General features: G+C 72.2%; 1 protein-coding gene. It reads right to left on the bottom strand.

All coding sequences use genetic code 11. The features are described 5' to 3' along the window. Positions 1-45 precede the first annotated feature (45 nt). Positions 46-15,249: a type I polyketide synthase gene (locus tag OEIGOIKO_RS41955; RefSeq protein WP_125057671.1), complete on the bottom strand. Its 15,204-nt coding sequence runs from the start codon at positions 15,247-15,249 to the stop codon at positions 46-48. Positions 15,250-15,274: the final 25 nt, after the last annotated feature.

Below are 15,274 nucleotides of genomic sequence, written 5' to 3'. Positions count from 1 at the left end.
AAATCCGGTCGGGCATCGGCGCTTTCCCGGATTTCCGGCGGTCTGCTACCGGTCTTCGGGAGTGCCTTCCCGAAGTGCCACCGTCAGCTCGCCGAGCAGGTACTCCGCGATGGCTTCCGGCATATAGAGGTCATAGACGAAGCCCTCCGGCAGTGTAAGACCAGTCAGCTCGTTCATTCGCAGCCGCAGTTGAACGGCCGACATCGAGGTCATGCCGAGTTCGAAGACGTCGCCGTACTGCGGGACGGAGTCCACGGACCCGTATCCGAGCATCGCCGCGATCTCCTCACGGACCAGTGCGCTCAACAGCTCCTGCTGCTGCGCCGGGCCGACTTCGGCGAGCCGCTGCCGCCAGCCGGCCCCGGCGCCGTGCGCACCTTCCGGTGCGGCTGCGGCGCCCTCGGCCGCGCCCGCGGCACCGGTCCCGTCCGCCCCGTCCGGTGCGGTGCGCTCCCGGCGCCAGGCGGCGACGTACGCCAGTACCTCGCCCAGCGGCATGTCCTCGCGCAACGGCGTGCCGACGCCCAGTACCTCGCTCAGCGCGGTCATGTCCTGCTCCGCCAACGCGGACCACAACCGCTGCTCGTCCGGGGACAGGGAGCCGGCCGCGGGAGCTTCGGCAGCGGTCCGGGCCGGCGGCTGCGGCCAGTACCGCTCCCGCTGGAAGGCGTAGGTGGGCAGTTCCACCCGGCGTCCGCCGCCCAGCACCGCGGCCCAGTCGACGGTCACGCCCCGCACGTGCAGGGCGGCCAGCGCGGAGGTGAACGCCCGCAGGCCCAACTCCCCACGGCGCAGGGTCGCGGTGACCACGGGCGCGCCGTCACGGTCCGCGCCGCCCCCTTCGGCATGCAGGACCTCGGCCAGGGCAGTGGCGAGCACCGGCTCCGGGCCGACCTCGACGTACGCACCGAACCCGGCTCCGGACAGGGCCTCGGCCAGCTCCCGTACAGGAACGGGCGGTTCCTGCCCCGGGGACGGCAGCCAGTGACCGGCGTCCAGGTCCGCGCCGTCCACCCAGGCCATGGACCGGGTGGAGTAGAGCGGCACCGTCCCCGGCCGCGGTTGGACGGCGCCCGGGCTGGCCGGCGCCCGGCCGCTCAGCACGGCCAGCCGGGCCGCGTCCGCCGCCGTCAGCACACCGGCCACCTGGGCGGCGGCGATCTCGCCCACCCCGTGCCCGGCCACCGCGGCCGGGTGCACACCGGCGGAGCGCCACAGCGCGGCGAGCGCCACCAGTACCGCCCACAGCACCGGGCGGTGGATCTCGGGGGTGGTGAGCGCCGGGCTGTCCTCGCCGGCTCGCAGCACCTCGGTCACCTTCCAGTCCACGAAGGGCGCCAGGGCCTGCTCGCAGTCGGCGATCCGGTCGGCGAAGACCGGCGACTCCTCCAGCAATGCGGCCGCGGCGTCCAGCCGGACGTCCGCGCCGGGACTTCCGGGTGATGCGGCCGTGCCGGGGCCTTCGGGCGATCCGGCCGGGCCGGGACCTTCGGGCGATCTGGCCGGGCCGGAGAAGACGAAGACCGGTTTGCGGCCCGTCCTCGCGGTTCCGGTCACCACGTCCCGGGTCTGCACTCCCGCGGCGGCCACCGCGAGGCCCGCCAGCAGCCCGTCCCGGTCCGTGCCCTGCACCACCGCCCGGTGGTCGAAGGCGGTACGCGTGGTGGCCAGCGAGAACCCGATGTCCACCAGGTCGAGTTCCGGCCGTTCCAGCAGGAACTGGCGCAGCCGTCCCGCCTGGGCCCGCAGCGCCTCCGGGGTCCGCGCGGACAGCGGCCACGGCACCGCCAGCGGCGGGACCGAGCCGGCCGCCGGAGCGATTCCGGCTCCGGACGGGGGCGCCGCGTGGGTTTCGGGGCCGGCGGGCGGTACGTGGCTCCCGGACCCGGAGAGCAGCACGTGGCTCCCGGACCCGGGAAGCCGCTCGTGGCTCCCGGACCCGGGAAGCCGCTCGTGGCTCCCGGACCCGGGAAGCCGCTCGTGGCTCCCGGACCCGGGAAGCCGCTCGTGGCTCCCGGACCCGGGAAGCAGCATCTGGCTCCCGGTCCCGGCGGGCGGCGCGGGCGCCTCTTCGAGGATGACGTGCGCGTTGGTGCCGCTGATCCCGAAGGAGGAGACGCCGGCCCGGCGGGGCCGGCCGTTCGCCTGCCACGGCACCGGTTCGGTGAGCAGCCGTACCTCGCCGCCGGTCCAGTCGATGTGCGGGCTGGGCTCGTCCACGTGCAGGGTGCGCGGCAGCTGTCCGTGCTGGAGGGCCAGCACCATCTTGATGACACCGGCGACACCGGCGGCGGCCTGCGTGTGACCGATGTTGGACTTCACCGACCCCAGCCACAGCGGGTCGCCCTCGCCGCGGTCCTGACCGTAGGTGGCCAGCAGCGCCTGCGCCTCGATCGGGTCGCCCAGCTTCGTACCGGTGCCGTGCGCCTCCACCACGTCCACGTCACCAGGCGTCAGGCGGGAGTTGGCCAGCGCGGCGCGGATCACCCGCTGCTGTGACGGCCCGTTGGGCGCGGTCAGACCGTTCGACGCACCGTCCTGGTTGGTGGCACTGCCCCGCAGCACCGCCAGCACCGGGTGCCCGTTGCGCCGCGCGTCCGAGAGCCGCTCGATGACGAGCAGGCCGGCGCCCTCGGCGAAGCCGGTGCCGTCGGCCGCGGCGGCGAACGCCTTGCAGCGGCCGTCCGCGGCCAGCCCGCGCTGGCGGGAGAACTCCACGAACGTGCCCGGGGTGGCCATGACCGTCACACCGCCGGCCAGCGCCAGCGAGCACTCCCCCGACCGCAGCGACTGCGCGGCCAGGTGCAGCGCCACCAGCGCCGACGAGCAGGCCGTGTCGACCGTCACCGCCGGGCCCTCCAGCCCGAAGGTGTAGGCCAGCCGGCCGGACAGGACGCTGGTGGCGATCCCCGTCATCAGGTGCCCCTGGGACTCGGTGCCGCCCTGCGCCAGCACGCTCGTCTCGTAGCCGGAGGTGTAGCCGCCGACGAAGGTGCCGGTCGGGCTGGAGCGCAGGCTGGACGGATCGATCCCGGACCGCTCGAACGCCTCCCAGGCCAGTTCCAGCAACAGCCGCTGCTGCGGGTCCATGGCGAGGGCCTCACGCGGGCTGATCTCGAAGAATCCGGCGTCGAAGGAGGCGGCGTCCTGCACGAACCCACCGGCCTGTGTACGGGCGGCGCCGCTCCGCGCGGCGTCCGGGTCGTGCAGTCCGTCCAGGTCCCAGCCGCGGTCGGTGGGGAAGGCCGAGATGGCGTCCTCGCCGTCGCGCAGCATCCGCCACAGGTCCTCGGGGTCCGCCGTGCCGCCGGGGAAACGGCAACTCATCCCCACGATGGCGATCGGCTCGTCCGGCGCCCCGGCTGCTGACGTCTCCGCTGCCGCCGGGGCGGTGGCGGCCTTCGTACGCGCCTGCGGCTCGTCGCCGAGCCGTCCGCGCAGGTGGCCGGCGAGCACGGCCGGGTTGGGGTAGTCGAAGACCAGGGTGGCGGGCAGCCGCAGACCGGTCGCGGTGCTCAGCCGGTTACGCAGTTGGACGGCGGTGAGCGAGTCGAAGCCCAGGTCGGTGAAGGCCCGCCCCGGCTCAACGGCCTCCGCGGAGGCGTGCCCCAGGACCGCGGCGACGTGGGCCCGTACCAGGTTCAGCAGCATCTCGTCGCGCTCGGCGGCGGGCAGTGCGGCCAGTTGCCGGCGCAGCGAGTCCGCACTCGCGTCGTCCCTCCCGGCAGCGCTGCGCCGCCCGGTACCGGCGCTGACCAGAGCCCGCCACAGCGGCGGAACCTGCGCGCTGCGTGCTGCCTGGGTCTGCAACCCGGCCAGGTCCAGCCTGGACGGCACCAGCACTGCCTCATGCCGGGTCAGGCAGAGGTCCAGCAGTGCCAGGCCCTCGTCAGCGCTGAGCGCCAAGGCACCACTGCGCGACATCCGGGACCGGTCGGACTCCGCCAGTTGCCCGGTCAGCCCGGACACCTCGGCCCACAATCCCCACCCCAGCGAGACACCGGGGAGGCCCGACGCCCGCCGCTTCGCGGCCAGTGCGTCCAGGAAGGCGTTGGCCGCCACGTAATTGCCCTGCCCCGGCACGCCGAACGCCGCCGCCGAGGACGAGAACAGTACGAAGTGGTCCAGGTCCATTCCCTGGGTCAGTTCGTGCAGGTTCCAGGCACCGTCCGCCTTCGGCCGCAGCACCCCCGCCACCCGCTGCACGGTCAGCGAACCGACCGTACCGTCGTCCAGCACACCCGCGGTGTGCACCACGGTCCGCAACGGGTATTCGGCCGGGACCGCCGCCACCACAGCGGCCAGCTCCTGGCGGACCGCAGCATCACATGCCGTCACCTGCACCGAAGCGCCTGTCTGGGCCAGCCGCGCGGCCAACGCCGCCACACCAACCGCACCGGGCCCCGAACGACTGGTCAGCACCACATGCTCCGCCCGCCCCGACACCACCAGATGCCCGGCCACCAGACCACCCAACGTGCCCGTACCACCCGTGATCAACGCCGAACGGGCACCGGACGGGTTGGCGGGTCGTTCAACTGCCTCCGTGGAGCCGGATGGACGGGTCAGCCGCCGCCCATGGACCGCGGAGTCGCGGATGGCCACCTCGGGTTCCCCGGCGGCGAGTGCGGCCGGGAGCGCGGCCGGGAGTACGGCGATCTGATCGGCGGTGTCGGTGGCCGGCAGGTCGACGAGGAGCAGCCGGTCGGGGTTCTCCGACTGGGCCGAGCGCACCAAGCCGGCCAGGGCCGCTGCCGGCAGATCGGTCACGCCCTCACCGGCCGAGACCGCCACCGCACCACGCGTGAGAACCACCAGCCGGCTCTCCGCCAGCCGCTCCTCAGCCAGCCACTCCTGCACCAGAACCAGGGTCTCGCCAGTCACCCGGGCCGCAGCCCGTGCCGGGTCCTCCTCGCTCCGGCCCTCGCCACCGGCGCAGACCAGGACGAAAGCGGGGTCGATCTCCCGGCCCGCTGCGGCAGCGGCCAGCTCCTCCAGCCCCGGAAAGCACCGCACCGGCGTCCCGGCAGCCGTCAGCTGCCCGGCGACATCGAAGCGGTCGGCGCCGATCAGCGCCCACTCCCCGGCAACGGGGGCCACGGACTCAGCGCCGCTGACCGGCATCCAGGCGACGGTGAACAAGGCATCCGCAACGGCCGACGCGGCACTGCCGAGCTGGCCGGCATCCACCGGGCGGGTGATCAGCGAGGCCACGGAAACCACCGGCTGACCCGCCGCATCCGCAGCCGCCACCGTCAACATGCCCTGCGCATCACGACGCAACCGGGCCCGCAGCACCGACGCACCACTGGCGTGCAGCTCCACACCAGTCCAGGCAAACGGCAACCGAACCTCTTCGGTTGTCCCCTCTTCGGCGCCGCCCATCAGGAAGGCAGCCTGCAGTACGGCGTCCAGCAGCGCCGGATGCAGGCCGAAGGCAGCAGCGTCCTCCGCCACCTCCTCCGGCAGCGCCACCTCAGCAAAGACCTCCTCGCCCCGACGCCACACCGCCCGCAGCCCCTGAAACGCCGGACCATAGCCGTAGGGACCTTCGGCAGCGGACTGATAGAGGTTGGAAACGTCCACTGTGGTGGCATTACGGGGCGGCCACACCGCGAAGTCATCGTCGGCCGCAGCCGCCGGACCCGCAGGGGCCAGCACGCCGCTCGCGTGCTGCGTCCACCCTTGCAACTGACCAGCGCCATCGGACCGGGAAAAGACCTCGACGCTACGGCGACCCTCCGCATCCGCCCCGGCCAGCACCACCTGGACCTGCACCGCAGCCCCGTCCCCAGGGAAGACCAGCGGCGCCTGGAGCGTCAATTCCTCCAGGAGCCCACACCCGACTTGGTCACCGGCGCGTACCGCCAGCTCCACGAAACCGGTACCCGGCAACAGCACCACACCGCCCACGGCATGGTCGGCCAGCCACGGATGCGTACGCACCGACAACCGACCCGTACACACCAAGCCCGCACCACCCGCCAGTTCAACCGCCGCACCCAACAACGGATGACCCACCGCACCCAGCCCCAACGACACCGGATCACCACCGGAAACCGCAGCAGCCGCCTTCGGCCAGAACCGCTCATGCTGGAACGCATACGTCGGCAGCTCCACCCGCCGCCCGGCCGGCAACACCGCCTGCCAGTTCACCAGCGCCCCACTGACGAACGCCTCGGCGAGCGAGGTGACCAGCTGGGCTGGGCCGCCCTCGTCGCGGCGGAGCGTCCCGCAGACGGCCGCCGGGACGATACCGGGGCCTGCCTCCTGGGCGGCCTCTTCCAGAGTGTCGTTCATCGCGCCCATCAGCACCGGATGCGGGGTCACCTCGATGAACACCTGATGACCACGACCCGCCAGCACCCGCACCGCACGGTCGTAATGCACCGTCGCCCGCAGACTGCGGAACCAGTACCCGGCGTCCAGCTCCTCACCGGTCAGGGTCTCACCGGTCATCGCGGACACCATCGGGACCCGGCCCCGACGCGGGGAGACCCCGGCCAGGACAGAAGTGATCTCCTCCTCCAGCCGGTCCACCTGAGCCGAATGCGAGGCGTAATCCACCGCCACCATCCGCGCCCGGGCACCCGCCCCCTCGAACTCCGCCCTCAGCTCCTCCAAAGCCTCCGGCTCGCCGGACACCACGGTGGCCGAGGGGCCGTTGACCGCCGCCAGAGACAACCGCTCACCGAACCGGGCCAGGCGCTCCTCAACCTCCGACGCCGGACGACTGACGGACAGCATCCCGCCCGCGCCCGCCAGCACCTTCAACGCACGCGACCGCAACGCCACCACACGGGCCCCGTCTTGAAGCGACAGCATTCCGGCGACCGTGGCAGCGGCGATTTCTCCCTGCGAGTGGCCGACGACGGCTTCCGGGACAACACCCGCCGCCTCCCAGACAGCAGCGAGGGAAACCATCACCGCCCACAGCGCAGGCTGGACGACATCCGCCGCCTCCAACGCCGGAGCGTCCCCTGATCCCGCCAGGACATCGGTCAGCGACCAGTCCACGTACGGCGCCAACGCCGCCGCACACTCCGCCAACCGCCCCGCGAACACCGGCGAAACCTCAGCCAGCTCCCGCCCCATCCCCACCCACTGCGAACCCTGACCCGCAAAAGCAAACACCGGGCGGGCGTCCGGTCGGGCCGTGCCCGCGATCAACGCACCCGAGGGCGCACCGGACGCCAGGCCCGCAAGCCCCGCCAGCACCTGCTCCCGATCCCCGCCCACGACCACGGCGCGGTGCTCGAAGACAGAGCGGGTGGCAGCCAGCGACCAGGCCACATCGGCCGGTGCCAGCTCCGGGCGGGACGTCAACCAGTCCCGCAGCCGGTCCGCCTGCGCGGCCAGGCCCGCAGCCGAGCGGCCGGACACCAGCCAGGCGCTCACCGTTTCGGCAGCCGCGTCCGCCCCGGCCCAGGAGAGCACCGGTGCCGAAGTGACTGTGTCACCGTCGGCGGGGTTGCCGGCCACGTGCGCGGGTTCCTCGGCGGGGGCCTCCTCCAGAAGCAGGTGGACGTTGGTGCCGCTGATGCCGAAGGAGGAGATTCCGGCGATGCGCGGCCGGTCGTTCGGCCGCCACGGCACCGGTTCGGTGAGCAGTTTCACCTCACCCTCAGTCCAGTCGACGTGCGGGGAGGGCTCGTCCGCGTGCAGGGTGCGCGGCAGCTGTCCGTGCTGGAGGGCCAGCACCATCTTGATGACACCGGCGACACCGGCGGCGGCCTGCGTGTGACCGATGTTGGACTTCACCGAACCCAACCACAGCGGCCGGCCCTCCGGACGCTCCTGGCCGTAGGTGGCCAGCAGCGCCTGCGCCTCGATCGGATCACCCAGCTTCGTACCAGTACCGTGCGCCTCCACCACATCCACGTCGGCCGCCGTCAGGTGCGCACCGGCCAGCGCGGCGCGGATCACCCGCTGCTGCGAAGGCCCGTTCGGCGCAGTCAGACCGTTCGACGCACCGTCCTGGTTGACCGCACTGCCCCGTACCACCGCCAGCACCGGGTGACCGTTGCGGCGGGCGTCCGAGAGGCGTTCCACGACCAGGACGCCGGTGCCCTCGGCGAAGCCCATGCCGTCCGCGTCGGCGGAGAAGGCCTTGCAGCGGCCGTCCGCGGCCAGGCCGCGCTGTCGGCTGAAGCCGACGATCCCGTCCGGGGTCGAGATGATCGTGGATCCGCCGGCGAGCGCCATGGAGCACTCCCCCGCGCGGATCGCCTGGCAAGCCAGGTGCAGCGCGACCAGGGACGAGGAGCACGCCGTGTCCACCGTCACGGCCGGGCCTTCCAGTCCGAGGGCGTAGGACACCCGGCCGGAGAGCACGCTGGTGGCGAAGCCGGTGGTCAGGTTCCCCTCCGCGCCCTCGTCGCCGGTCGCCACGCCGATGCCGTAGGCCGAGGCGAAGCCGCCGACGAAGACACCGGTCTGGCTGCCGCGCAGCGCGGACGGGTCGATGCCGGCCCGCTCCAGCGCCTCCCAGGAAGCCTCCAGGACCTGTCGCTGCTGCGGGTCCATGGCCAGCGCCTCGCGCGGGCTGATTCCGAAGAAGTCCGCGTCGAAGCCACCGGCGTCGCCGATGAAGCCGCCTTCCCTGGTGTAGGAGGTGCCGACGCTGTCGGGGTCCGGGTCGTAGAGCGCCTCCACGTCCCAGCCGCGATCGTCCGGGAAGCGGGAGACCGCGTCGGTGCCGTCGGCAAGCAGCCGCCAGAACTCCTCGGGGCCGTTCACCCCGCCGGGGAATCGGCAGGCCAGGCCGACGATCGCGATCGGTTCCCCGGAGGTCTGCTGCGTCGTACTGGTCGGCAGTGGGCTCGCGGCCGGCCCGTCGCCGTCACCGATGATCCTGGCTTTGAGGTGGCCGGCGAGCGCGGCCGGGTTGGGGTAGTCGAAGACCAGGGTGGCGGGCAGCCGCAGACCGGTCGCGGTGCTCAGCCGGTTACGCAGTTCGACGGCGGTGAGCGAGTCGAAGCCCAGGTCGGTGAAGGCCCGCCCCGGCTCGACGGCCTCCGCCGAGGCGTGCCCCAGAACAGCCGCCGCATGCGTACGGACCAGGTCGGTCAGCAGCCGGGTCCGCTCCTGACCGGACAGCCCGGACAGCCGCTCATGCAGCGAGTCCGCGCCCGCGTCACCGGCCCCGGCAGCGCTACGCCGCCCACTCCCGGCACCGACCAGAGCCCGCCACAACGGCGGAACCTGCGCACTGCGCACTGCCTGGGCCCGCAACCCGGCCAGATCCAGCCGCGACGGCACCAGCACCGCCTCATCACGGGCCAGACACAGATCCAGCAACGCCAGGCCCTCGTCGGCGCTGAGCGCCAACGCACCACCACGCGACAACCGAGAGCGGTCAGACTCCGCCAGTTGCCCGGTCAGCCCGGACACCTCGGCCCACAGCCCCCACCCCAGCGAGACACCCGGAAGACCCGACGCCCGCCGCTCAGCAGCCAGCGCATCCAGAAAGGCATTGGCCGCCACGTAATTGCCCTGCCCCGGCACGCCGAACGCCGCCGCCGAGGACGAGAACAGTACGAAGTCCTCCAGCTCCGGAACCAGGTCCCGGGTCAGTTCGTGCAGGTTCCAGGCACCGTCCGCCTTCGGCCGCAGCACCCCCGCCACCCGCTGCACGGTCAGCGAACCGACCGTACCGTCATCCAGCACACCCGCGGTATGCACCACAGTCCGCAACGGCGCCTGCGCCGGGACCGCCGCCACCACAGCGGCCAGCTCCTGGCGGACCGCAGCATCACATGCCGTCACCTGCACCGACGCGCCCGCATGCGCCAACCGCGCAGCCAACGCCGCCACACCAGCCGCACCGGGCCCCGAACGACTGGTCAGCACCACATGCTCCGCCCGCCCCGACACCACCAGATGCCCGGCCACCAGACCACCCAACGTGCCCGTACCACCCGTGATCAACGCCGAACAGGCAGCGGTCTGGGCCGATGCCGACTGCTGCGCTGCGGAGAGGTGCGCAGGGATCGTCAGGACGATCTTGCCGGTGTGCCGGGCCTGCTGCATGAACCGGAACGCGTCCCGCGCCCGGCGCACCTCCCAGACCCGCATCGGCAGCCGCTGCAGTTCGCCGGCGGACAGCAGTTCCATGATCCGGGCGAGCATGGTGCCCAGCCCCTCAGGACCTGCCTCGCCGAGGTCGAACGAGCGGTAGGTGACGCCCGGTTGCTCCGCGGCCACTGCCTGGGCGTCGCGGACGTCGGTACGGCCCATCTCCACGAACGCCCCGCCCCGCGGCAGCAACCGCAGCGAAGCATCGGTCAGCTCACCCGCCAACGAGTTCACCACGATGTCCACACCCGCACCACCCGTGGCGGACAGGAAATCCGCCTCGAACCCGGCAGTACGGGAAGACGAGACGTGCTCCGCGTCCAGCCCCATCGCCGCCAACACCGGCCACTTGCCCGGACTCGCGGTCGCAAAGACCTCCAACCCCAGATAGCGGGCAATCTGCACCGCCGCCATCCCCACCCCACCGGCAGCAGCATGCACCAGCACCCGCTGCCCCGGCTTCGCCCCGGCCAACTCCACCAACGCATACCAGGCAGTCATGAACGCCGTCGGCACCGAGGCCGCCTCCGCGAACGACCAGCCGTCCGGAATCCGCACCAGTTGCCGGGCACCGGTGACAACCACTGGGCCGAACCCGCCCTCACCGATTCCCGTCACCCGGTCGCCCGGGGCGAGCTGCTCTACCCCCGGCCCGGCTTCCAACACTGTCCCGGCGATCTCGCTGCCCAGCATTCCGCCGCCCGGGTACATGCCCAGCGCGATCAGTACGTCGCGGAAGTTCAGGCCAGCGGCACCGACGGCGATACGGACCTGCCCGGCTGCCAGCGGTTCATCCGCCTCCGGCGACGGGCGCAGTGACAGCCCCTCCAGCGAACCGCCCGCGTCCGGCTCCAACCGCCACCGGCCCTCCGGAACCGGCAGCGCCCCGGAAGGACGCACCAGTCGACGTGCATGCACCGCGCCGCCTCGGAGCGCCAGCTCCGGCTCCCCGGTACCAACGGCAACCGGCAGCTCGATGACCTGCTCCGCAGTACCGGTGGCCGGCAGGTCGACGAGGAGCAGCCGGTCGGGGTTCTCCGACTGGGCCGAGCGCACCAGACCGGCCAGGGCCGCTGCCGGCAGATCGGTCACGCCCTCACCGGCCGAGACCGCCACCGCACCACGCGTGAGAACCACCAGCCGGCTCTCCGCCAGCCGCTCCTCAGCCAGCCACTCCTGCACCAGAACCAGGGTCTCGCCAGTCACCCGGGCCGCAGCCCGTGCCGGGTCCTCCTCGCTCCGGCCCTCGCCACCGGCGCAGACCAGGACGAAAGCGGGGTCGATCTCCCGGCCCGCTGCGGCAGCGGCCAGCTCCTCCAGCCCCGGAAAGCACCGCACCGGCGTCCCGGCAGCCGTCAGCTGCCCGGCGACATCGAAGCGGTCGGCGCCGATCAGCGCCCACTCCCCGGCAACGGGGGCCACGGACTCAGCGCCGCTGACCGGCATCCAGGCGACGGTGAACAAGGCATCCGCAACGGCCGACGCGGCACTGCCGAGCTGGCCGGCATCCACCGGGCGGGTGATCAGCGAGGCCACGGAAACCACCGGCTGACCCGCCGCATCCGCAGCCGCCACCGTCAACATGCCCTGCGCATCACGACGCAACCGGGCCCGCAGCACCGACGCACCACTGGCGTGCAGCTCCACACCAGTCCAGGCAAACGGCAACCGAACCTCTTCGGTTGTCCCCTCTTCGGCGCCGCCCATCAGGAAGGCAGCCTGCAGTACGGCGTCCAGCAGCGCCGGATGCAGGCCGAAGGCAGCAGCGTCCTCCGCCACCTCCTCCGGCAGCGCCACCTCAGCAAAGACCTCCTCGCCCCGACGCCACACCGCCCGCAGCCCCTGAAACGCCGGACCATAGCCGTAGGGACCTTCGGCAGCGGACTGATAGAGGTTGGAAACGTCCACTGTGGTGGCATTACGGGGCGGCCACACCGCGAAGTCATCGTCGGCCGCAGCCGCCGGACCCGCAGGGGCCAGCACGCCGCTCGCGTGCTGCGTCCACCCTTGCAACTGACCAGCGCCATCGGACCGGGAAAAGACCTCGACGCTACGGCGACCCTCCGCATCCGCCCCGGCCAGCACCACCTGGACCTGCACCGCAGCCCCGTCCCCAGGGAAGACCAGCGGCGCCTGGAGCGTCAGCTCCTCCAACACACCACAGCCAGCCTGATCCCCCGCACACACCGCGAGCTCCACGAAACCGGTGCCCGGCAACAGCACCGCACCACCGACGGCATGGTCGGCCAGCCACGGATGCGTACGCACCGACAACCGACCCGTACACACCAAGCCCGCACCACCCGCCAGTTCAACCGCCGCACCCAACAACGGATGACCCACCGCACCCAGCCCCAACGACACCGGATCACCACCGGAAACCGCAGCAGCCGCCTTCGGCCAGAACCGCTCATGCTGGAACGCATACGTCGGCAGCCCCACCCGCCGCCCGGCCGACAACACCGCCTGCCAGTCCAGCTCGGCTCCATTGACGAACGCCTCCGCCAGCGACGCCACCAGACGATCCGCACCGCCCTCGTCGCGGCGGAGCGTCCCGCAGACAGCCGCTGGCATGACACCCGGACCCGCCTCCTGAGCGAGATCCTGGAGGGTGTCGTGCATGGCGCCGACCAGCACCGGATGCGGGGTCACCTCGATGAACACCTGGTGACCACGATCCGCCAGCACCCGCACCGCACGGTCGTAATGCACCGTCGCCCGCAGACTGCGGAACCAATACCCGGCGTCCAGCTCCTCACCGGTCAGGGTCTCACCGGTCATCGCCGAGACCATCGGAACGCGGCCCCGGCGCGGAGAGAGCCCGGCCAGGACAGAAGTGATCTCCTCCTCCAGCCGGTCCACCTGAGCCGAATGCGAGGCATAGTCGACCGCCACCATCCGCGCCCGGGCACCCGCCGCCTCGAACTCCGCCCTCAGCTCCTCCAAAGCCTCCGGCTCACCCGAGACGACAGTGGCCGACGGCCCGTTCACCGCCGCCAGAGACAACCGCTCACCGAACCGGACCAGACGCTCCTCAACCTCAGCCGCCGGACGGCTCACCGACAACATCCCGCCCGCACCCGCCAGCACCTTCAACGCACGCGACCGCAACGCCACCACACGGGCACCGTCCTCAAGCGACAGCATTCCGGCCACCGTGGCAGCGGCGATTTCTCCTTGCGAGTGGCCCACCACGGCTTCCGGGGCGACACCGGCCGCCTCCCAGACAGCAGCGAGCGACACCATCACCGCCCACAGCGCGGGCTGGACAACATCCGCCGCCTCCAGTGCAGGAGCGTCCCCCGATCCCACCAGGACATCGGTCAGCGACCAGTCCACATACGGCTCCAACGCCGCAGCACACTCAGACAACCGCGCCGCGAACACCGGCGAAACCCCCGCCAGCTCCCGCCCCATCCCCACCCACTGCGACCCCTGACCCGCAAAAGCAAACACCGGACGAGCCCCCGGCCGCGCCACACCGGACACCACCGACCCAGCCGGAACACCCGACGCCAGCCCACCAAGCCCCGCCAGCATCTGCTCCTGGCCCCCGCCAACCACCACCGCACGATGCTCGAAGACCGACCGCGTCACCGCCAACGACCACGCCACATCGGCCGGCTCCAGCTCCGGACGAAGCGACACCCACTCCCGCAACCGCCCCGCCTGCGCCGACAACGCCTCAGCAGTCCGCCCAGACAACACCCAAGCACCGGCACCAATAACCACCGGGGCTACCGGAACAACCGTCTCTCCGGACTCCTCGTCACCTTCGGCCTCCTGCGCCGCGGGAGGCTCCTCCAGAATGACGTGCGCGTTGGTGCCGCTGAGGCCGAAGGAGGAGACGCCGGCCCGCCGCACCCGGTCCCCGCTGGGCCACGGCACCGGCTCCGTCAGCAGCTTCACCTCGCCGGATGCCCAGTCGACGTGCGGGGAGGCCTCGTCCGCGTGCAGGGTGCGCGGCAGCTGTCCGTGCTGAAGCGCCAGCACCATCTTGATGACACCCGCAACGCCGGCCGCCTGCTGGGCGTGACCGATGTTGGACTTCACCGAGCCCAACCACAGCGGCCGCCCCTCGGGACGGTCCTGGCCGTAGGTGGCCAGCAGCGCCTGCGCCTCGATCGGGTCACCCAGCTTCGTACCAGTACCGTGCGCCTCCACCACATCCACGTCGGCCGCCGTCAGGTGCGCACCGGCCAGCGCAGCGCGGATCACCCGCTGCTGCGAAGGCCCGTTGGGCGCGGTCAGACCGTTCGACGCACCGTCCTGGTTGACCGCACTGCCCCGCAGCACCGCCAGCACCTTGTGCCCGTTACGGCGGGCGTCGGACAGCCGCTCCACCACGACCATGCCGGCGCCCTCGCCCATGCCCATGCCGTCCGCGTCGGCGGAGAAGGCCTTGCAGCGGCCGTCCGCAGCCAGACCGTCCTGCCGGGAGAATCCGCGGATACCGATGGCTGAGGCCATCACCGTGGCCCCGCCGGCCAGCGCCAACGAACACTCACCCGACCGTACGGCCTGCGCCGCCAGATGCAGCGCCACCAACGACGACGAACACGCCGTGTCCACCGACACCGACGGCCCCTGCAGGCCGAGCAGGTAGGAGATGCGGCCGGACATCACACTGGTCGCGCCGCCGGTTATGAGGTGCCACTGCAGGTCGTCGGTGTGCAGGGCGGGGTTGGCGCCGTAGTCGGAGGGGCCGACGCCGACGAACACACCGGTCTGCGAGCCGCGGAGGGAGGCGGGTGCCACCCCGGCCCGCTCCAGCGCCTCCCAGGACGTCTCCAGCAACAGACGCTGCTGCGGGTCCATGGCCAGCGCCTCACGCGGGCTGATGCCGAAGAAGTCCGCGTCGAAGGCGGCCGCGTCCCGCAGGAATCCGCCCTCGGCCGAGGAGGAGCTGTCCGGCCGGCCGGGGTCGTGCAGCTCCTCGGTGTCCCAGCCACGGTCGGCGGGGACGCCGGAGATGGCGTCGCCGCCGGTGGAGACCAGTTCCCACAGTTGCTCCGGGGTGGTCACACCACCCGGGTACCGGCAGCTCATGCCGACGATCGCCAGCGGTTCCGAGGCCGCCGAGACGAGCTGCCGGTTCTGCTGCCGCAGCCGCTCGGTCTCCTTCACGGAGGCACGCAGCGCTTCAAGGAGCTTGTCGGCCTGTCCTGTCATCGCTGCCTCCACGCATCGAGCATCA

Source organism: Streptomyces paromomycinus (assembly GCF_003865155.1).
GTDB classification, from domain to species: domain Bacteria; phylum Actinomycetota; class Actinomycetes; order Streptomycetales; family Streptomycetaceae; genus Streptomyces; species Streptomyces chrestomyceticus.
This window is presented reverse-complemented; position numbering and strand designations above follow the sequence as displayed.